The sequence below is a fragment of the Streptomyces sp. NPDC050549 genome (assembly GCF_040655035.1).
Lineage (GTDB): Bacteria > Actinomycetota > Actinomycetes > Streptomycetales > Streptomycetaceae > Streptomyces.
On record NZ_JBFAJD010000011.1, the window covers coordinates 109,411 to 129,818 of the forward strand.

The following is a 20,408-nucleotide window of genomic DNA, read 5'->3' on the forward strand; positions in this document are numbered from 1 at the left end:
GGGCACCCCCCCCCGCCGACTCCCACGACACCTCACGGAGAACCGATGTCCGACGACTACCACCCCGCCGACCCCGCGCTTGCGCCCCTGTACCCGGCCGACCGCCTCCACCGCGCCCGGGAGGCCACGGCCCGTGCCGGTCTGGACGCGCTGCTCATCTCGCCCGGCGCCGACCTGCGCTACCTGACCGGCTACGACGCCATGCCGCTGGAGCGGCTGACCTGTCTGGTCCTGCCGGCCGACGACGACCCCTTCCTGCTCGTCCCGGCCCTGGAGGAACCCGCCGCGCGGGCCTCCCCGGCCGGCGGCCTGGGGGTCGAGATCGCCGGCTGGCGCGAGACCGACGACCCGTACGCGCTCGTCGCGGCCCGGCTGCCCGACAGGACGTCCAGTGTCGGCGTCGACAACCGCATGTGGGCGGAGAAGACCCTCGCCTTCCGGGCCGTACTGCCGGGCGCGGAGCAGGAGTTGGCCGGAGGGGTGCTCAACGGGTTGCGGATGCGCAAGAGCCCGCGGGAGGCGGACGCCCTGCGCCGGGCCGGTGCGGCCGTCGACCGGGTGCACGCCCGCATGGGGGAGTGGCTGCGGGCCGGACGGACCGAACGCGAGGTCGGCCGGGACATCGCGGACGCCATCGTCGCCGAGGGGCACGTCCGGGTCGACTTCGTCATCGTCGGCTCCGGACCCAACAGCGCCAGCCCGCACCACGAACTCTCCGACCGCGTGATCCGCCCCGGTGATCCGGTGGTGGTCGACATCGGCGGTACGACCCGGGACGGCTACTGCTCCGACTCGACGCGCGTGTACGCGGTCGGCGAGCCGCCCGCCGAGTTCCGCCGCCTCCACGACGTGCTGCTGCGCGCCCAGCGCGCCCAGACCGACGCCGTACGACCGGGTCTGACGGCGGGTCAACTCGACTCCGTGGGACGGGACATCATCACCGACGCCGGATACGGGCCGCACTTCATCCACCGCACCGGACACGGCATCGGACTGGAGAGCCACGAGGAGCCGTACATCGTGGCGGGCAACCCGCTCCCGCTCGCGCCCGGCATGGCCTTCTCCGTGGAACCCGGCATCTATCTGCCCGGCCGGTACGGAGCGCGGATCGAGGACATCGTGATCTGCGCCGACACGGGCGGCGAACGCCTCAACCGCAGGCCGCGGGACCTGGTCGTCCTCCCCTGATCGCCCCCTGGCACCCAGCCGGCCGCCCCGCACCACCAGCCACCCACCCCAAGGATCCGCCATGCCCGCTCCACCGCCCCCCTCCGCCCGTCCCACAGCAGACGGCGGTGCCCGCCCGGGTGGCGCGCCCGCCGAACTGGCCGAGGTGTGGAAGGTGATCACGGGAATGTACGAGGGCTACACCGCGGGCGACCGGGAGCGCATCGACTCCTTCCTCGACCCCGAAGCCACCATCTGGGACTCGGCGACCCGCGAACTCATCCGCGGCAGAGCGGAGTTGAACCGCGTCCGGGACACCCGCCCCACCTCCGACGGCGGCCCCGCCGAGACCGGCCTCACGGCCTACGACCAAGTCGTAGACGTCTTCGGGGACTTGGCGGTGGCCCGCTACTGGCTGCGGGTCGACTTCCGTGCGGCCCCGCCCGAACTCGCTCGCAACACGGCGGTCCTGCGGCGGGCCCGCCCCGACGGCCACTGGCTCGTCGTGCACCTGCACGAGGACATCCACGGGCAACTGGCCGCCGATGGCGGCTAGTTGGCCTGACGTCGGCGATCGCACCCCTAGTATGTCGGATCGGAGCCCGGCCGGGTCGACCTCACGGTGGACCCGGTGATCGTCGGGCCCGCTCAAGGAGGACATGTTCCGTGCTTTCGCTCGATGGCTCCGACCCCTCGCACATAGGCCGCTACCGTCTGGTCGGCAGACTCGGCGAGGGCGGGATGGGGAAGGTGTACCTCGCCAGGTCGCCCGGTGGCCGTCCCGCCGCCGTGAAAGTGATCAACGACCACCTCCGGCACGACGAGCACGCCCTGAGCCGGTTCCGCCGCGAGGTGGAGACCCTGGGCACGGTCCGCAGCGCGTACACGGCCTCGCTCATCGACGCGGAGCTGGACACACCGCCGTACTGGCTGGCCACCGAGTACGTGCCGGGGCCCACGCTGCACGCCGCCGTCGTGAACGGCGGACCGCTCCCCGCGGACCTGGCCCGGGTCATGCTGGCCGCCCTGGCCGAGGGGCTGGAGGCCATCCATGTCCGCGGTGTGTGGCACCGGGACCTCAAGCCGCACAACGTCATCCTCTCCGCCACCGGCCCGCAACTGATCGACTTCGGCATCGCCAGGTCCACCGAGGCGTCCAACCTCACGCAGGCCGGCAGTGCGATGGGCAGTCCCGGATTCATCGCGCCGGAGACCTTCACCGGCGGCCTTACCGGTCCGGAAGCGGATGTGTTCGCCCTCGGGGCCACTCTGGCGTTCGCCGTCACCGGCCGACCGCCCTACGGGGACGGGCCGTTCGCGGCCGTGTCCTACCGGTCGGTGCACGGGGAGATCGACCTGCGGGGTGTGGACCCCGGCGTTGCCGAGCTGATCGAGGCCTGCGTGCGCAGCGATCCCGCCGCGCGGCCCACCCCGCAGCGCATCGTCGAACTCAGCCGGGCCGAGGCGGACCTCGTCCACCATCCCGCCTACCAACGGGCCCTCGCCGTGGGCTCGTTGACGGACCGGGAGCGTGCCGCGACCGTCGTCGACCTCGGAGGCGGTGCCGCGTCCGCCGCCCCGGATGCGCTGACGGCCGCGCTGGACGGCGCCCGGCAGGCCAACGCCGTCACACTGCTCGCCCCGGACGCGGGCCTCGACACCCTCGCGCCGCCGCACGCGGCAGACACCTACGGCCCCTACCCGGCCGCGCAGCCGGACGGCGGCGGGACCCGCCGCGGGCGCCGCGCGCTGTGGGCCGCCGTCGGCGCGGGCTCGCTGGTCGTGGCCGCCACCGGTGCGCTGCTGCTGTCCCACGCCTTCGAGGACAAGGGCTCCGGCTCCGCACACCCCTCACCGTCCGCGAGTTCGAGCAGAGCCACCGACACATCGGCATCGGCCTCAGCGTCCGCGAGCGGAGCGTCGGCGTCACCCTCCGCTTCCGGTACGGGCGACCTGCCCGACGCCGTGGTGGTGAAGGCCCCCTTCACCTTCGACCCCGGGAAGGTCCTGCAGACCGTCCGCTCGAAACTGATCATGCAGACGGACGGCAACCTGGTGCTCTACGACAAGGACGGCACCGCGCACTGGGCGAGCCAGACCTCGGGCGAGGGGAACACGGCGGTGTTTCAGGCGGACGGCAACCTGGTTGTCTACAACGCCCGGACGCAGCCGGTGTGGGCCAGCAACACAGGGGGCGCCGCCGGGGCGACCCTCAAGGTGCTGGAGGACGGCAACATGGTCATCGCGACCGACGGCGGGGTCGTATGGCAGACCAACACCGCGCACTGAGGGCGCGGTGGATGCGAGGCCTCAGGGGATCCGCGCGACCGCCGCGTAGATCCCGCTGCCCTCCGGGGTCTCGCCCGGCGCCGGAGGCTTCCACTCCGTCGCCGTCACCAGGCCGGGCGTCACCAGGTCGAGACCGTCGAAGAAGCGGGCGACCTCCGGGCGGGTGCGGAAGCCGAGCTTGATGCCGCCCTTGGCGTATTCGGCGGTGACCTGTGCGGCGAGCTCGGGGTAGAGGTCGGACGCGGCGTGCGACAGGACCAGGTAGCTGCCGGACGGCATGGTCGCGACGAGGTCGCGGACGATGCCGTGGGCGTCCTGCTCGTCCGGGACGAAGTGCATCAGCGCGATCAGTGAGAGAGCGATCGGGCGGCTGAAGTCCAGGACGTGGCGGGCGTGTTCGACGATGGCCTCGGGACTGCGCACGTCGGCCTGGATGTAGTCGGTGACCCCGTCGGGGTGGCTGATGAGCAGCGCCTCCGCATGGCGCAGCACGATCGGGTCGTTGTCGGTGTAGACGACCTTCGCGGCCGGCACGGTCTCCTGGACGATCTGGTGGAGGTTGGGGGCGGTGGGGATGCCCGTGCCGATGTCCAGGAACTGGTCGATGCCCCGGCCGGCCAGCCACGTCGCCGCGCGGTGCATGAACTGACGGTTCTGCCGGGCCGCGTCCTTCGCCTCGGGCGGCAGTTTCTCCCCCACGGCCTCGTCGACCGGGTAGTTGTCCTTGCCGCCCAGCAGCCAGTCGTAGACCCGCGCGGGATGCGCCTTGCCGGTGTCGATCTGCGGGGCCGACTGGGGGTCGGTCGTCATGGCAACTCCATCGTGCCGGGCGGACGGATCGGGACGAGCTCCCGATCATCGTACTCGGAACGGTCATGTGGCCTGTGGGGGAGGGGAGTTGGGCCCGCCGGGCCGGTCACCGGCACGGCGGAACCGGCCCGGTCCCCCCACGGACGTCACTGCTCCCGCAGGTCCCTGACCCGGCGGATCTTGCCCACCGAGCGCTCCAGCGTCTCGGGGTCGACGATCTCCACGTCCACGGTCACGCCCACGCCGTCCTTGACGCCCTTGCCGATCGCCGCAGCCGCGGCCGTCCGCTGCCCGGGGGCGGCGTCGGGGCGGGCCTCGGCGCGGACCGTCATGTGGTCCATCCGGCCGCGGCGGGTCAGCTGGATCGTGAAGTGCGGGGCGACGGCGGGGGTGCGCAGGATGATCTCCTCGATCTGGCTGGGGAAGATGTTCACCCCGCGCAGGATGATCATGTCGTCGCAGCGGCCGGTGATCTTCTCGATCCGCCGGAAGGCCGGGCGGGCCGTGCCGGGCAGCAGCCGGGTCAGGTCACGGGTGCGGTAGCGGATGATCGGCAGCGCCTCCTTGGTGAGGGAGGTGAAGACGAGTTCGCCGCTGTCGCCGTCGGGAAGCACCTCGTCGGTGAACGGGTCGACGACCTCCGGGAAGAAGTGGTCCTCCCACACGTGCAGGCCGTCCTTGGTCTCCACGCACTCCTGCGCCACACCGGGGCCGATCACCTCCGACAGGCCGTAGATGTCGACCGCGTGGATGTCCATGCGCTCCTCGATCTCGCGGCGCATCTCCTCCGTCCACGGCTCGGCGCCGAAGATGCCCACCTTGAGGGAGCTGGTGCGCGGGTCGATGCCCTGGCGCTCGAACTCGTCGAGGAGGGTCAGCATGTAGGAGGGGGTGACCATGATGATCTCGGGCTTGAAGTCCGTGATGATCTGCACCTGGCGGGCGGTCATGCCGCCGGAGGCGGGGATCACGGTGCAGCCCGCGCGCTCGGCGCCGTAGTGCGCGCCCAGGCCGCCGGTGAACAGCCCGTAGCCGTACGACACATGGACCTTGTGACCGGGACGGCCGCCGGCCGCGCGGATCGAACGGGCCACCACGTCGGCCCACATGGAGAGGTCGTTCTCCGTGTAGCCGACGACCGTGGGGCGCCCGGTGGTGCCGCTGGAGGCGTGGACGCGGCGGACCTGGTCCATGGGGACGGCGAACATGCCGAAGGGGTAGGTGTCCCGCAGGTCGGCCTTGGTGGTGAAGGGGAACCGGGCCAGGTCCTCAAGAGCGCGACAGTCGCCGGGTTTGACACCGGCCTCGTCGAACTTGCGGCGGTACAGCTCCACGTTGTCGTAGGCGTGCCGCAACGTGGCCTGGAGCAGGCCGAGTTGGTGCGCGCGCAGCTCCTCGCGGGTGAGGCGCTCGGCGGCGTCCAGCAGCCCTTTTGGGAGCGGCTCGCCCAGGCGCGGGCTCGCGGGCGCCGAAGGCGCGGTCACCGGGGCCGACGGGTCGCTGCCCATGGAGACTCCTTCGTCTTCGTGCTGTCGATACTGCGGCTCCGTCCCCGGAACTCCGCGATCACCTGGTCGCCGCGCTCCACGCTCACGTCGTAGATGCCACTGCGGCCGAAACGGGTGCGCTCGCGCGCGGTCGCCATCAGGACGTCGCCCTCGTGCGCCGGGGCGACGAAGTCGATGTCGGCCGCGGCGGCCACGGTCACCGGGCCGTGGCTGTTGCAGGCACAGGCGAAGGCGGAGTCGGCGAACAGGAACAGATAGCCGCCGTGGGCCGTCCCGTGACCGTTGACCATGGCCGGGGTCACGGTCATACGGAGCACGGCGGTCCCTTCGCCGTGCTCGACGAGCTCGATACCGAGAGCCCGGGACGCCTCGTCCGCGGCGAACATCTTCTCCGTGGGGCCGGAGGCCGTGTTCGTGGCCTGCGTCATTTTCCACCACCTTGTGGACCTACCGAACATTCGGTTAGCGTGCGCCGCGGCCAAGTAATCCAGCATCACCACTGCCTGTCAAGAGGTGGAACGCATGCCCCTGACCAGCTCCGAGCCTTCCTCCGGCGAGGTCTATCTGATCGACGGGGCCCGCACCCCGCAGGGCCGCTACGGCGGCGCCCTGGCGTCCGTACGGCCCGACGACCTCGCGGCGCTGGTCGTCGGCGAGGCGGTCCGCCGGGCCGCGATCCCGGCCGACGAGGTGGACGAGGTGATCCTCGGCGCCGCCAACCAGGCCGGCGAGGACAACCGGGACGTGGCCCGTACGGCCGTCCTGCTGGCGGGGCTGCCGCACACCGTGCCCGGCTACACCGTCAACCGGCTCTGCGCCTCGGGACTCACCGCCGTGGCTTCGGCAGCCCAGGCGATACGCACCGGAGAGGCGGACCTCGTCGTCGCGGGCGGCGTCGAGTCGATGACCCGCGCGCCGTGGGTGATGGCCAAGCCCGGCACCCCGTGGGCCAAACCGGGGGAGGTGCACGACACCTCGCTGGGCCGGCGCTTCACCAACCCGCGCTTCGCCGCCCAGGACACCCTGTCCATGGGCGAGACGGCAGAGGAGGTCGCCGCGCTCGACGGCATCAGCCGCGCCGACTCCGACGCCTTCGCGCTGCGCAGCCATCAACGGGCCGTCGCCGCACAGGAATCGGGCCGCTTCGACCGGGAGATCGTGCCGGTCGCGGTGAGGGACGGGGAAGTCACCCGCGACGAGGGCCCGCGCCCCGGCACCACGCTGGAGAAGCTCGGTTCCCTGCGCACCGTCTTCCGCGACGGCGGCATCGTCACCGCGGGCTCCTCCTCGCCGCTGTCGGACGGTGCCGCCGCCCTGGTCGTCGCGAGCGGGGCGGCGGTCCGGCGCCACGGGCTCACCCCCAGGGCCCGCATCGTCACCTCCGCCTCGGCCGGAGTGCAGCCCCACCTGATGGGCCTCGGCCCCGTACCTGCCACCGAGAAGGCGCTCGCCCGCGCCGGATGGGGGACCGGCGACCTGGACGCCGTGGAACTGAACGAGGCCTTTGCCGCCCAGGCGCTCGCGGTCGTGCGCCGCCTCAAGCTCGACGAGGACAAGGTCAACGCCGACGGCGGTGCCATCGCGCTCGGCCACCCCCTCGGCTGCTCCGGCGCCCGCATCCTGCTCACCCTGCTCGGCCGGCTGGAGCGGGAGGATGCCCGGCGGGGGCTGGCCACGCTGTGCGTCGGTGTCGGCCAGGGCGTCGCGATGCTCGTGGAGCGGGTGTGAGCACCCCGAGGACGTACGGGACCCTCCTCGTCGAAGAGCGCGCGGACCGAGTCGTCGTCACCCTGCACCGACCCGAGGCCCGCAACGCCATCAGCGGGCCGATGATCAGCGAACTGCACGCCGTCTGCGAGCAGTTGGAGCAGGATCCGAAGCTGCTCCTGCTCACCGGCCACGGCGGGGTCTTCGCGGGCGGCGCCGACATCGCGGAGCTGCCGGCGCGCGGTCGGGACGAGGCGCTGCAGGGCATCAACAGCCGGCTGTTCGAGCGCGTACGCCGACTGCCGATGCCGACCCTCGCCGCCGTGGACGGCTGGGCGCTGGGCGGCGGCGCGGAACTGTCGTACGCCTGCGACCTCCGGATCGCGGGTCCGGACGTCGTCTTCGGCAACCCGGAGCCCGGGCTCGGGATCCTCGCCGCGGCCGGTGCTGCTGGCGGCTGCCCGAGCTGGTCGGCGAGTCCGTCGCCAAGCAGGTGCTGCTCGCCGGGCGGAACCTCGACGCGGCGGCCGCGCTGGCCGCCGGGCTGGTCACCGACGTCGTACCGGCGGAGAAGCTGCTGGACGAGGCGCACGTGCTGCTCGACCGGATGGCCCGGTCCTCGGCCACCGCGCTGCGGCTCACCAAGCTCGTGGTCGACTCGCCCGGCGCCCACCCGGTCGCCGACGACCTCGCGCAGGCCGTGCTCTTCGAGCGGCAGGACAAGAGGGACCGTATGACACGCTTCCTGGAGAAGAGGAGTAGCTGCGCATGAGCCCAACACCCCATTTCGCCCCCGCAGTTGTCGGGGTGATCGGCGGTGGCCGGATGGGTGCCGGTATCGCGCAGTCCTTCGCCGCGGCCGGATCGTCCGTGACCGTCGTGGAGAGCGGTGAGGAGGCCTCGGCCGCCGCGCTGGACCGAATCGCGACCGGACTGAAGCGGGCCGCGGAGCGCGGCCTGCTCGGTGAGCACGCGGAGCAGGTCCTCGCCCGGGTCGCCATGACCGACTCGGTCGACGGACTGCCCGCCGGCGCGGACCTGGTCGTCGAGGCCGTTCCCGAGGACGCGGGTCTCAAGGCCCGGGTGCTGACGGCGGCCGAGCGGGCGGTGGGCGCGACGACCGTGCTGGCCACCAACACCAGCTCCCTGTCGGTCACCGAGCTCGCCGCCGCGCTCACCCGGCCCGGCCGCTTCCTGGGCATGCACTTCTTCAACCCCGTGCCCGCCTCGGCCCTGGTGGAGATAGTCGTCGCGCCCGGCACCGAGGCCGCCGCGGTCGGCGCCGCCCTCGCCTGGACGCACGCCCTCGGGAAGAAGGACGTGACCGTCAAGGACTCGCCCGGCTTCGCCAGCAGCCGCCTCGGACTGGCGCTCGGCCTGGAGGCGATCCGCATGGTCGAGGAGGGCGTCGCCGAGCCGCAGGCGATCGACGACGCGATGAGCCTCGGCTACAAGCACCCCATGGGACCGCTGCGGCTGACCGATGTGGTCGGCCTCGACGTACGCCTGGCCATCGCCGAATACCTGCACTCCACCCTCGGCGAGCGCTTCGCCCCGCCCCGGCTGCTGCGCGAGAAGGTCGCCCGCGGTGAACTGGGCCGCAAGACGGGACAGGGGTTCTACACGTGGGAGTGAGCGCGTCGCAGGTGGAAGGCGTGGTCGGAGCCGTGGTTCGTGGACCGCTGACCGGCCGTTCACCCGGCAGGTCTTGCCTCACCGGGGGAAACCCTTCACACTGGGAACCGAACGAATGGTCGGTAGGGGAGTTGGTGTGTCGATGACCAGCACGGGCACGGAGGCGTCAGCCGCCGACCGGGACGAGACGCGGTACGAGGAGCAGTTCGACGCCACGATCGCGAAGGATCAGCGGATCGAGCCCCGCGACTGGATGCCCGAGGGCTATCGCAAGACCCTGATCCGGCAGATCGCGCAGCACGCGCACTCGGAGATCATCGGGATGCAGCCGGAGGGCGACTGGATCACCCGGGCGCCCTCCCTGCGCCGCAAGGCGATCCTCTTCGCGAAGGTGCAGGACGAGGCCGGGCACGGGCTGTATCTGTACTCGGCCGCCGAGACCCTGGGCGCGGACCGCGCCGAGCTGACCGCGGCGCTGATCGAGGGCCGGCAGAAGTACTCGTCGATCTTCAACTACCCGACGCCGACCTTCGCCGACGTCGGCGTGATCGGCTGGTTCGTGGACGGCGCGGCGATCTGCAACCAGGTGCCGCTGTGCCGCTGCTCGTACGGGCCGTACGCGCGGGCCATGGTCCGGGTGTGCAAGGAGGAGTCCTTCCACCAGCGCCAGGGCTTCGAGCTGCTGCTCACGATGATGCGCGGCACGGACGCCCAGCGGGCCATGGTCCAGGACGCGGTGGACCGTTGGTGGTGGCCGTCGCTGATGATGTTCGGGCCGCCCGACGACGACTCGCCCAACTCGGCCCGCTCCATGGCCTGGAAGATCAAGCGGCACAGCAACGACGAACTGCGCCAGCGATTCGTCGACATGACAGTCCCGCAGGCCGAGAAGCTCGGAGTCACCCTGCCCGACCCGGAGTTGAGCTGGAACGAGGAGCGCGGCCACCACGACTTCGGCACCCCCGACTGGTCCGAGTTGCAGCGCGTGATCAGCGGCGACGGACCGCGCAACGCCGAGCGCGTCTCCCGCCGCCGGGCGGCCCACGAGGAGGGTGCCTGGGTCCGGGAGGCGGCCACCGCCCACGCGGCCAAGCAGGCCGCCCGTACACAGAAGACCGAAGGAGCGGCGGCATGACGCAGGACTGGCCCCTGTACGAGGTGTTCGTGCGCGGGAAGCGCGGCCTGAACCACGTCCACGTCGGCTCGCTGCACGCCGCCGACGACGCGATGGCCCTCACCCACGCCCGCGACCTCTACACCCGGCGCAACGAGGGCGTGTCCATCTGGGTCGTGCGCTCGGAGCACATCGCCGCCTCGACCCGCGACGAGAAGGACCCCTTCTTCGCGCCGAGCGCCGACAAGGTCTACCGCCACCCCACGTTCTACGACATCCCCGACGACGTCCCCCACATCTAGGAGCAGGGAATGAGTGACGACCACGTCTATCTGTCCCTGGCCGAGGGGCACGACGACAGCGACGCCCGCTGGGCCTTCGGCACCGGCTTCGAGGACCCGCTGCACGGCGTCGACCAGAGCGTGCCGGAGGGCACGGACACCGACCGACTTGCCGCGGACTGCCTGGCACTTGGCGACGATGCGCTCGTCAGTGCCCAGCGACTGGCCCAATGGTGCACCGCCGCCCCCGAGTTGGAGGAGGAGGTCGCGCTGGCCAACATCGGGCTCGACCTGCTCGGTCAGACCCGCCTGCTCTACGCGCGTGCCGGCCAGGTCGACGGCACCGGACGCGGCGAGGACGCTTACGCCTACTTCCGCGACGCCGACGCCTTCCGCAACGTACGGCTGGCCGAACTCCCCAACGGCGACTTCGCGTTCTCCATCACCCGCCTCCTGGTGCTGGCCTCCTGGCGGCTGGCCCTCTTCGAGCGGCTCGCCGTCACCACACCGGACCCGGTGCTCGCCGCCATCGCAGCCAAGGGCGTCAAGGAGCTGGCGTACCACCGCCAGTACGCCGGCGAGTGGGTGGTGCGGCTCGGCGACGGCACGGAGGAGTCGCAGCGGAGGATGCGCGACGCGCTGCTCGCCATCGCGCCCCACCTGCACGAACTCTTCGCGACCACGGGGGAGTTGAGGGACGAGGTACTGGCTGTACTCCACCAGGTCACCGATGCCGCCGGGCTCGCCTGGCCCGAGGCGGCACCGGTCCCCGGGCACGGCCGCGACGGCGACCACACGGAACACCTGGCCCCGCTGCTGACCGAACTCCAGAGCGTGGCCCGCGCCCATCCGGAGGCGGCATGGTGACCACCCTGCCCGACGCGCGGCGCGCCCGGCACATCGCCGCGCAGGTGCCCGACCCCGAGATGCCCATGCTCACGCTGGCCGACCTCGGCGTACTGCGCGACGTCGAGATCGGCGAGGACGGCACGGTCGTCGCGAGCCTGACGCCCACCTACTCCGGCTGCCCCGCCATGGCCGAGATGCGCGCCGAGGTGGCCGCGCGGCTCACGGACGCCGGGTACCCGCGCGTCGAGATCCGTACGGTCCTGGACCCGCCCTGGAGCAGCGACTGGATCACCCCGGCCGGCCGCGCCAAGCTCGCCGAACACGGCATCGCCCCGCCCGGTGCCGCCCCGCGCGGTCCGCTGGTGCTCACGCTGTCGCCGACCCGCCGTACGGTGCCCTGCCCCCGCTGCGGGGCGACGGACACCGAGGAGACCTCGCACTTCGCCGCGACCTCCTGCAAAGCCCTGTGGCGGTGCCGCGCCTGCCGCGAGCCGTTCGAGTACGTCAAGGAGATCTGATGGCGAGCCCCCGACCCCCGCTCGCAGCGAGCCCCCAACTCCCGCCCGCGGAAAGGACGGTGGACCAGTGACCGCCCCGGCCCCCACCACTCCCGCCCGCCCGGCGCGCCGCCGCCCGGCCTTCCACGCGCTGCGGGTCGCCGCCGTCGAGCCGCTGTGCGACGACGCCGCCGCCATCGGCTTCGACATCCCCGAGCACCTCGCCGAGGAGTTCGCCCACCGGCCCGGCCAGTCGCTCACGCTCCGCCGCGAGGTCGAGGGACGCGACGAGCGCCGCTCGTACTCCATCTGCTCCCCGGCGGGAGCACGACCGCGCATCGGCGTACGGGTCGTCCCCGGCGGCCTGTTCTCCTCCTGGCTGGTCAACGACGTACGCCCCGGCGACATCGTCGAGGTGATGGCCCCCACCGGCGTCTTCACCCCCGACCTGACCCGCCCCGGCCACCACGTCCTGATCGCCGCCGGCTCCGGCATCACCCCGATGCTGTCCATCGCGGAATCTGTCCTCGCCGCCGACACCCGCTCCCGCGTCACGCTTTTCTACGGCAACCGGCGCAGCGACACCGTGATGTTCGCCGACGACCTCGCCGACCTGAAGGACCTGTACCCCGGCCGTTTCCAGCTCGCGCACATCCTGTCCCGCGAACCGCGCGAGGCCGAGATCCTCACGGGCCGCCTCGACGCCGACCGGCTCACCACGCTCGTCGACGCGCTCGTGGACGTGGACACCGCCGACGACTGGTGGCTGTGCGGCCCGCACGGCATGGTCCGCGACGCCCAGCAGGTCCTCGCCGGACTCGGTGTCCCCGCCGAACGTGTCCACCAGGAGCTGTTCTACGCCGACGACGAGCCCGTACGGCCCAACGAACACGTGGACAAGGCCTACGAGGGTCCCGTCAGCCAGGTGAGCGTCACGCTCGACGGGCGTACCACCAACTCGGCCCTGCACAAGGACACTTCGATCCTCGACGGCGCCCAGAAGACCCGGCCCGATCTGCCCTTCGCCTGCAAGGGCGGCGTCTGCGGCACCTGCCGCGCGCTGGTCACCGACGGCACGGCGGACATGCGGCGCAACTACGCCCTCGAACCCGCCGAGGTCGACGCCGGTTACGTCCTCACCTGCCAGACCTTCCCCATGTCCGACACGCTCGCCGTCGACTACGACAGCTGAGGCGGGCCACGGCACTTCGACTGATGACGTGAAGAGCGGGCCGGGAGGGATCCCGGCCCGCTCTTCAGTCAGCCACCGGCGGTCAGCCGAGGAGCTTGGCCGCCAGGGTCGCGGCGTTGTACGAACCCCAGCCGGTGGTGAAGTCCCAGCCGGCGGCGGCGGAGTAGGCGCCGTTGCTGCCGCTGGTGATGTCGTGGAAACCGGTGCCGCTCGCCGTGTAGAGCGCGGGGTTGGCGAAGCCGAGGTCGGCCTTGCCGGCCGCCGCGGCCTGCTGGTTGTAGAGCGCGCCGAAGGCCGCCCACTCGGGCGCGGCGGCGCTGGTGCCGCCGACCGTGCCCCAGCTGCCCTGCGAGTAGATGGAGACACCGGGGCTCGGGTTCGCGAGCGCCGACACGTCCGGGACCTGCCGGTAGCCGCCGCCCGCGGTCTTCTGCACCGCGGTCTGCCAGCTCGGGATCTTGAAGACGGAGGACTTGCCGCCGCCACCGCCCGACCAGGCCGTCTCCTTGCTCCACGCGTTGGCGGAGGTGACCGTCAGCGTGGTGCCGCCGACACCGGTGACGTACGGGTCGCTGGCCGGGTAGTCGACGGTGGTGGTGCCGTCGCCCGCGTCGTCCGAGCCGTCGTCGCCGGAGGCCGCGTAGAAGCCGAGGCCCTCGGCCGCGCCCGCCTTGAAGACGGCGTCCACGGCGTTGATGTTGGAGGTGGTGCGCTGGCTCTCGGAGGCGCCCCAGCTGATCGAGGTGGTCGGGATGCCGCTGTCGACGATGGCCTGGTAGGTGTCGACCTCGCCGGCGTCGGAGTTGGGGCCCTCGAAGACGGTGACGTTCGCCTTCGGGGCGATCGCGTGCAGGACCTCGATGTCGAGCTCGACCTCGACCTGACCGTCACCCAGCGCGCCGGAACCGCCGTCCACCTTCGACACGGTCGGAGTGGGCGAGCCCAGGCTGTAGTTGGTGTCGTACTTCGTGATGTTGGACTGCTGGAAGCCGTCGAACTCCAGCAGCGCGATCTTCTGGCCGCTGCCGGTGTACGTGCCGGAGACGTTGTAGCCGCCCTTGATCTGGGCCGGGGTGTAGCCGCCGCCGGGGCCGTTGTGCGGGTTGACCTTGGCGGACCCCTGGTGGTGCAGCTGGGCGCGGTTGTTGAGGCCGGTCACGTCGCTGACGAGGCCGGCGATGCCGGTCGGCAGGGTCGGCGCGGTCTCGTTGGCGTAGAACGCGCGGCCCGACCTGGCGTCCTTCCACGTCGACAGCTTGGTGCCGAAGGCCTTCTCCAGCTGGGCGGCGGTACCGCTGGCGTCGACCAGCAGGTTTCCCGAGTGGACCTTGCCGACGGTCAGACCCTGGGCCCGCAGGAAGTCCTTGACCTGCTTCACCTCGGCGTCGGTCCGGCCGAACCGGGCCGCGAACTGGGCCTTCGTCAGATAGTGGCCGTACGAACTCGACCGCGGATTGCTGGCGTTGGCGACGAACGCGTCCAGCGCCTTGTCGTTTCTGGGCGTCAGGCTGATGGCCACCGATATGCGCTTGCCGGCGGCGACGGCGCCGGTGCGGGACGCGTCGTGGTTCAGGCCCTTGAGGACATCTCCCGCGACGGCGGCACGAGTTGAGTGCGGCTGGACGGCGGCGTAGGCGCTGGGGACGGCGGCGGCGAGCAGGGCCGGTACGGCGACGAGGCCGACCAGCTTCAGACGTGACGTCACGGAAGTCCTCCGAGGAGTGGGGGGTTGCTGTCCCGGAAGGGGAACGGCTTCACCGTAGGAACATCCGCCCCACCCGCATAAGCGGGGGAACCCTTGCGTCTCGTGTTAACGGCGGGTGTCACATGAACCGTGGATGACAGGTCAGCGGCGGGTGTCGAGAGTGCGGTGAGTCCGCAGCCGCCCCGGCTGACTGATCGTCACGGCCTGCGCGGTGGACTGCTGTTGGTCGTCGTCGCCGATGCTCACGGTCGCCGCTCCGGAGGCGATGACGGCGACCGCCATGGCATGGGCGAGCGCGGTGCGCGAGCGGACGCCGACCTTGCGGTAGATGCGGGACAGGGTGCCCTCGACCGTCTTGACGCTGATGAACAGCTCGGCGGCGACCTCCCGGTTGGTGGCCCCGCCGCCGACCAGTTCGGCCACCCGTGCTTCGGTGGGCGTGAGTTCGGGCCGCCCCTCGCCGTCCCGGTCGCCGGCCTCCAGCCGGGCCAGTTCGTCGCCCGCCCGTGCCGCCAGCGGAGCGGCACCGATGCGGGTCGCGGTCTCCAGCGCCTCGCCGAGCGCGGTGCGGGCCGCGTTGCGGTGGCGGGCCCTGCGCTCGACCGCGCCGAGCGAGATCAGCGTGCGTACCAGCTCCACGGGCAAGGGGAGTTGCCGCAGCCGGTCCACGGCGGTGCGCAGCCGTACCGCCCCCTCCTTCGCCCGGCCGAGCCCCGCCTCGCGCAGTCCCTCCGCGCGTTCCAGGGCCGCGAGTACGCTGCCGGGCGCGTCGCCGGACACCCGAGTGCGGGCTTCGCGCAGCACCGCCCCGGCCTCGTCCGTCTCGCCCAGCACCACCAGGGCCTCGGCCAGATCGCTGTACCAGTGCAGCAGGGGCGGGTCGGCGGCCGACATGGCCTCGCCGAGTTCCTTGACGCGCTGCAGCGCCTCGACCGCCGCGGCGGCCCCGCGCGGATCGCCGGCCAGCAACTCGGCCTGCCCCAGCACCGCGAGGGCGCGCAGCAGGAACAGCCGGTCGCCGTCCGCCTCCGAGGCCCGAACCGCCTGCCCGGCCAACTGCCGGGCCTCCTCGGCGCTGCCGCCCGCGGTCGCCGCGAGCGCCGCCGCGTACAGCGCCGGAGCGGCCTGTACGCCGGTCTCGGCCACGGCGCGGGTGCAGCGGGCGCCGGTGTCCAGCGCCTCCCGGCAGTGTCCGGCGCGCACTTGGATGCGGGTCAGCGCGACCAGGGTCGCCATGACCTCCTCGACCCCGGCGAACTCCCCGATCTCCGCGAGGAGTTCGGTGACCCGCCGCTGGGCCTCGGTGACCTTGTCGGAGTCCAGGGCGAGGATCGCCCGCATCCGGATCAGTCCCCAGCTCTCCGGTCCGGCGCCCGCGCCGCCGGTCAGCGTGAGGGCCTCCGCCAACGCGGCGTCGGCGGCGACCGGTTCACCGCCGAGCGAGCGCACCCGGGCGAGGGTGGCGAGCGCGCCGATCCGGGTGTCGGTGTCGCCGGCCACGGCCGCCTGCCGGGCGGCGCGCCGGGCATGCCGGGCCGCTTCCCCCAACTCCCCGCACAACAGGCCCCGTACCGCCGCCCAGTGGTGCAGCCACGCCTCCGCCTCCGGATCGCCGGCCGCGTCCCGCAGTCCTTCCTCGATCAGCGCGTGGGTGCCGTGCAGGGCCTGACCGGCGTTGCGCAGCAGGACCAGCCGCGCCCGTACCCGCTGCCGGGCCGAGCCCGACCCGGCGAGGACGGTCTCGGCCGCCTGCCCCGCCTCCTCCAACTGCCCGGCGTCACAGGCGTATTCGGCCGCCGCCAGCAGCCGGTCGGCGCGCTCGGCCGGGCGGTCGCCCGGAGTGCGCAGGGCCGCGAGCCCGGCCAGTTCGAAGGCCACCTCGGGCGCGCCGTCACGGCGGGCGCACCCGGCGGCGGCCATCAGCATGCGGGCGGTGGTCTCGTCCTCGTAGGGGCGGGCGAGCGCGAGATGCCGGGCCCGCTCCACGGGATCGGCGACCGCGTCGGCCAGCAGAGCGTGCGCCTGCCGGCGGCCGTACTCCGGAGCGTCCGCGTAGACGGCGGCCCGGATCAGCGGATGCCGGAAACCTACGGTCCCGTGGGCATCGGCTGTCGCGACACCGAGCCGTTCGGTCTCCGCCAGGTCGGCGGCCGGATCGTCGAATCCGGCCGCGCGCAGCAGTGTGAGGGTGGGACGGGCGGCGGCGCTCGTGACGAGGAGAGCGTGCCGTGTGCTCTCCGGCAGCGTGTGCACCCGCTCCAGCAGCAGGGTGCGCAGCCGGTGCGGCACGGGCAGCGTCCGGCCGAGGCCGACGGCCGCCCCGTCGCGCGGGGCCGCCCGCCCCAACTCCAGGGCGTACCAAGGGTTTCCGGCGGCGGTGTCCTGCACGGCCCGCAGCACAGCCGGTGGCAGGTCGGCCGGGAGCAGCCGCGCCACCTCGTCGTCCGTCAGTGGTGGCACGGGCAGTTCGACGGTGCCGGGCGGGCAGCAGCTCGGCCGTCCGGGCTGCTCGCCGTCCGCCACCCGCTCGGCGGCCACCACCCTTACGTCGAGGCCCTCGACACGGCGTACGACGAAGGCGAGCACCTCGACGGTCCGTTCGTCGAGCCACTGGAGGCCGTCGAGGACCAGCAGCACCGGGCCGGTGGCGGCGAGGGCGCGCAGCACTTCGAGAACGGCGACACGCACCGCGAGCCGGTCACGGTCGCCGGCCGGTGCCTCACCGCGCAACAGGGCGGCCCGCAAAGCCCCTTGGGGTTCCGACGCCAGGGCATCGAGGCAGCTCTCCGGCACGCGTGCGAACAGGTCGACGAGACCGGCGAACGGCAGCCGGGCGTCCTCCTCGGCGGGCGAGCAGTGCAGCACCGTTCCGGACGGCTGGACACGGGCGTCCGAGGACGCCACGAGGGCGGCCACGAGCACGGACTTGCCGATCCCGGCCGGACCGTGGAGCAACACTCCCTGACGGGCCGTCAACTCGGTGCGGGCGGTGCCGATCAGCTCGCGGTGCCCGGTCAACGACCGCACTTCCGCGCCACGGCGGGGCGGGCGGGTCGGTGGGTGCGGCGGGTCTCCGGGCATCTCGGCATGTGTTCATGGCAACCGTTGCGGAATCGCCTTGTCAATGACGGTCCAGGGTGGTGGACGAGACCTGTCGGGAGATTGGCGCATGATCTCCATTTTGAACGGCTGTCATGGCGTGTTTCCTGCGTTGGAACCTGCCAAGAGTGCGTCAATCGGCCGAGCGCCCGTACAACGGCCTGGTCAGCGGATGCACCGCGGGAGTGGGAGAGAACGATGACTGATCACGGAGCCGATCTGGTGATCCGGGCCGGGGCGATCCACACGCTGGTACCCGGCCAGGCCCCGCAGCGGGCGCTGGCCGTGCGGGGCGACCGCGTCACGGCCCTCTCGCCCGACCCCGACGCACTCGACCACCTGCTGCGCCCGCACACCACGGTGCACGACCTGCCCGGCGCCACCGTGCTGCCCGCCTTCGACGACACCCACACCCACCTGATCTACGCGGCGCTCGGCGCGCACGACGTCCCGGTCCATCAGGCCCGCGACATCCCCGAGTTCCTGGAGCTCGTGCGGGAGCGGGCGAGGACGACCCCCGACGGCGAGTGGATCCGCACCACCACCAACTGGCAGGAACTCAACCTCGCCGAGCGCCGCATGCCCACGGCCGCCGAACTCGACACGGCCACCGACCGCCACCCTGTTCTGGTCAAGCGCGGCGGCCACAACGACGTCGTCAACAACTACGCGCTGCGCCTGGCGGGCATCACCGAGGACACGCCCGTACCGCCGGGCGGCGTCATCGGCCGCGACGCCGGCGGGCGGCTCGACGGGCGGCTGATCGACAACGCCCTGGGCCTGGTGGAACGCCTGGTCCCGGCCCCGGACCGGGCCGGGCGGATCGACGGGCTGCGGCTGGCCACCGCCCAGTACGCCGCCACCGGCATCGGCACCGTGCGCGACTGCGCGGTCGGCCTGGAGGACTACGCCGTGCTGCTGGCCGCCCGCCAGGCGGGGGCGCTCGCCATCCGGGTCCGTGCCCTGATCTCGGCGCTCGGCATGACCGGCGCCGCCCAGGTGGAGGATCTGCTCGACGCCATGGAGAAGTGGCGCTACGACTCCGATCCGTGGCTGCGCGTGTGGGGCGTGAAGTTCGGGCTCGACGGCGGCCTGGAGGCCGGGGCGACCGAGGAGCCGTACGCCTGTGACCACGCCTTCTCCGGGACGCTGATCTGGGAGCCGGACGCGCTGGTCGAGGCCGTCGAGGCCGTGGTCCGGCGCGGCTGGCGGGTCGGCACCCACGCCTACGGCGACCGCGCGGTCCGCACCCTGCTGGACGTCTACGAGCGGGTCCTCGTCCGCAACCCCGGACTGCCCGCCGGCACACTGGTCATGGAGCACGGCGGTCTGGCCGGGCCCGAACAGCGCTCCCGCGCCGTCGAGTTGGGCATCCCCGTCACCATCCAGCAGCCCCTGCTGCACGACACCGCCGAGGTGGAGGAGGGCTTCTGGGGCCCGGAGCGCGTGGCCCGGCTCTTCCCCGCCCGCGGCTGGATCGACCTGGGCGCACAGGTCAGCGCCGGATCGGACTTCCCCGTCGGCCAGTTCGGCGCCATGCGCTCGGTCCACGGCATGATCACCCGCCAGACCGTCATCGGCCCCAAGGGCCCCGAGCACGCCATCACCTACGACGAGGCACTCACCCTGCACACCGCCAACGCGGCGCTGCTGCTGGGCGACCAGAACCTGCGCGGCGCGCTGAGCCCGGGCCGCCTGGCCGATCTCACCGTCTGGGAGCAGGACCCCGCCCGTTGCCCGAGCGACGCCCTGCGCGACCTCAACCCCCTGTACACGTTCGTCGGCGGCCGACCGGTCACCGCGTAGACGTTCCGTCAGGCGGCCGGCACCGTCCTGATCGCGGCGATGTCGAACTGGAGCCGTACCTTCTCGCTCACCATCGCACCGCCCTCGGCCAGCCGGGAGTTGTAGGTCAGACCCCAGTCGGAACGGTCGATGGTGGTCGTCCCGTCGAAACCGGCCCGTTCGTAGCCGAAAGGGTCGGTGACATGTCCGATGTAGGTGAGTTCCAGGGCGACGGGACGCGTGGCGTCCTTGATGGTGAGGTCACCGAGCATCCGGTAGACATCGTTGCCGGCCATTTGCACCGCCGTACTGGCGAAACGCATACGCGGGTAGGTCGCGGAGTCCAGGAAGTCGCGGCCCACCAAGTGGGCGTCGCGCTGTTCCACTCCGGTGTCGACGCTGCCCGTGGACACCACGATCTCCGCCCGCGAACGGGCCGGGTTGCGGCCGTCGAAGTAGAGCCGGCTTTTGTATTCGGCGAACGACCCGCGCACAGTCGTCACCATCGCGTGCCGGACGGAGAAACCGATCCGGCTGTGCGCGGGGTCGATCATCCACTCTCCGGTCAGCGCCGCCAGGGCGGGATCGGGCAGGCCGGAGGGGGTGAACGCCGGTGGGGCGGCGGGGCGTTGCGGAGCTGTGGGGGATGCCGGGCGGCGGAGGGGCGCAGCACGGTTGAACAGGTTCATGCTTCACGTAGTTACTGCACGGGTGATATCCCCGCAACCCTTCACGGCGAATCGACAGCAGCGCGAATCGGCACTGACACG

General features: G+C 72.4%; 17 protein-coding genes and 1 pseudogene. 12 read left to right on the top strand and 6 right to left on the bottom strand.

Annotated features, from left to right (window positions below; genetic code table 11):
• Window positions 1–45 precede the first annotated feature (45 nt).
• From AB0I51_RS18415 to AB0I51_RS18425, 3 genes are all read left to right on the top strand, one after another.
• Window positions 46–1,188 carry a Xaa-Pro peptidase family protein gene (locus AB0I51_RS18415; protein ID WP_362976256.1) on the top strand — a complete coding sequence of 381 codons (1,143 nt, stop codon included), beginning with the start codon at window positions 46–48 and terminating at the stop codon, window positions 1,186–1,188.
• A 61-nt stretch (window positions 1,189–1,249) separates the two neighbouring features.
• Window positions 1,250–1,723, top strand: a complete 474-nt coding sequence (locus AB0I51_RS18420) for a DUF4440 domain-containing protein (RefSeq protein WP_362976258.1) — start codon at window positions 1,250–1,252, stop codon at window positions 1,721–1,723.
• 110 nt (window positions 1,724–1,833) lie between these two features.
• Window positions 1,834–3,456, top strand: a complete 1,623-nt coding sequence (locus tag AB0I51_RS18425) for a protein kinase (protein WP_362976260.1) — start codon at window positions 1,834–1,836, stop codon at window positions 3,454–3,456.
• Between the two features lie 21 nt (window positions 3,457–3,477).
• Here the strand turns inward: AB0I51_RS18425 and AB0I51_RS18430 are convergent, their stop codons facing one another.
• The 3 genes from AB0I51_RS18430 to paaI all read right to left on the bottom strand — a co-directional run bounded on the left by AB0I51_RS18430 (window position 3,478) and on the right by paaI (window position 6,202).
• Entirely contained in the window at window positions 3,478–4,266 is a 789-nt protein-coding gene (locus AB0I51_RS18430; RefSeq protein WP_362976262.1) for an SAM-dependent methyltransferase, read from the bottom strand.
• A 146-nt stretch (window positions 4,267–4,412) separates the two neighbouring features.
• Window positions 4,413–5,774, bottom strand: coding sequence for a phenylacetate--CoA ligase PaaK (gene paaK, locus AB0I51_RS18435; protein ID WP_362976264.1), 1,362 nt, complete (start codon window positions 5,772–5,774; stop codon window positions 4,413–4,415).
• Window positions 5,747–6,202: a hydroxyphenylacetyl-CoA thioesterase PaaI gene (gene paaI, locus AB0I51_RS18440; RefSeq protein ID WP_362976266.1), complete on the bottom strand. Its 456-nt coding sequence runs from the start codon at window positions 6,200–6,202 to the stop codon at window positions 5,747–5,749. The genes paaK and paaI overlap by 28 nt, the downstream gene beginning before the upstream one ends.
• Before the next feature lie 94 nt (window positions 6,203–6,296).
• Here paaI and AB0I51_RS18445 point away from each other — a divergent pair, with 94 nt between their 5' ends.
• From AB0I51_RS18445 to paaE, 8 genes and pseudogenes are all read left to right on the top strand, one after another.
• A complete protein-coding gene (locus AB0I51_RS18445; protein WP_362976268.1) occupies window positions 6,297–7,502 on the top strand; it encodes a thiolase family protein in 1,206 nt (401 codons plus the stop codon).
• Window positions 7,499–8,253: pseudogene (locus AB0I51_RS18450) on the top strand (enoyl-CoA hydratase/isomerase family protein). Before AB0I51_RS18445 ends, AB0I51_RS18450 begins: the two are co-directional and overlap by 4 nt.
• The gene (locus AB0I51_RS18455; protein ID WP_362976270.1) at window positions 8,250–9,116 is read left to right on the top strand and encodes a 3-hydroxyacyl-CoA dehydrogenase family protein; all 867 of its coding nucleotides are present in this window, start codon (window positions 8,250–8,252) and stop codon (window positions 9,114–9,116) included. Before AB0I51_RS18450 ends, AB0I51_RS18455 begins: the two are co-directional and overlap by 4 nt.
• A gap of 142 nt (window positions 9,117–9,258) precedes the next feature.
• A complete protein-coding gene (gene paaA / locus AB0I51_RS18460) occupies window positions 9,259–10,251 on the top strand; it encodes a 1,2-phenylacetyl-CoA epoxidase subunit PaaA (protein ID WP_362976272.1) in 993 nt (330 codons plus the stop codon).
• Window positions 10,248–10,532, top strand: a complete 285-nt coding sequence (gene paaB, locus AB0I51_RS18465) for a 1,2-phenylacetyl-CoA epoxidase subunit PaaB (protein ID WP_019075091.1) — start codon at window positions 10,248–10,250, stop codon at window positions 10,530–10,532. Before paaA ends, paaB begins: the two co-directional genes overlap by 4 nt.
• A gap of 9 nt (window positions 10,533–10,541) precedes the next feature.
• Window positions 10,542–11,378 carry a 1,2-phenylacetyl-CoA epoxidase subunit PaaC gene (gene paaC, locus AB0I51_RS18470; protein WP_362976274.1) on the top strand — a complete coding sequence of 279 codons (837 nt, stop codon included), beginning with the start codon at window positions 10,542–10,544 and terminating at the stop codon, window positions 11,376–11,378.
• A complete protein-coding gene (paaD, locus tag AB0I51_RS18475) occupies window positions 11,372–11,878 on the top strand; it encodes a 1,2-phenylacetyl-CoA epoxidase subunit PaaD (protein ID WP_362976276.1) in 507 nt (168 codons plus the stop codon). Before paaC ends, paaD begins: the two co-directional genes overlap by 7 nt.
• Window positions 11,879–11,945: 67 nt before the next feature.
• Window positions 11,946–13,049: a 1,2-phenylacetyl-CoA epoxidase subunit PaaE gene (gene paaE, locus AB0I51_RS18480; RefSeq protein ID WP_362976278.1), complete on the top strand. Its 1,104-nt coding sequence runs from the start codon at window positions 11,946–11,948 to the stop codon at window positions 13,047–13,049.
• A gap of 82 nt (window positions 13,050–13,131) precedes the next feature.
• Here paaE and AB0I51_RS18485 read toward each other — a convergent pair whose 3' ends face one another.
• Both AB0I51_RS18485 and AB0I51_RS18490 read right to left on the bottom strand, forming a co-directional pair.
• Window positions 13,132–14,754: a S53 family peptidase gene (locus AB0I51_RS18485; protein WP_362976280.1), complete on the bottom strand. Its 1,623-nt coding sequence runs from the start codon at window positions 14,752–14,754 to the stop codon at window positions 13,132–13,134.
• 141 nt (window positions 14,755–14,895) lie between these two features.
• Complete coding sequence (locus AB0I51_RS18490; RefSeq protein ID WP_362976282.1) at window positions 14,896–17,781, bottom strand: AAA family ATPase; 2,886 nt, start codon at window positions 17,779–17,781, stop codon at window positions 14,896–14,898.
• Window positions 17,782–18,051: 270 nt separating this feature from the next.
• On the opposite strand from AB0I51_RS18490, the gene AB0I51_RS18495 reads away from it, so the two are divergent.
• A complete protein-coding gene (locus AB0I51_RS18495; RefSeq protein ID WP_362976284.1) occupies window positions 18,052–19,659 on the top strand; it encodes an amidohydrolase in 1,608 nt (535 codons plus the stop codon).
• Between the two features lie 8 nt (window positions 19,660–19,667).
• Here the strand turns inward: AB0I51_RS18495 and AB0I51_RS18500 are convergent, their stop codons facing one another.
• On the bottom strand, window positions 19,668–20,327 hold the full coding sequence (locus tag AB0I51_RS18500; RefSeq protein WP_362976286.1) for a YceI family protein: 660 nt from the start codon (window positions 20,325–20,327) through the stop codon (window positions 19,668–19,670).
• Window positions 20,328–20,408 lie beyond the last annotated feature (81 nt).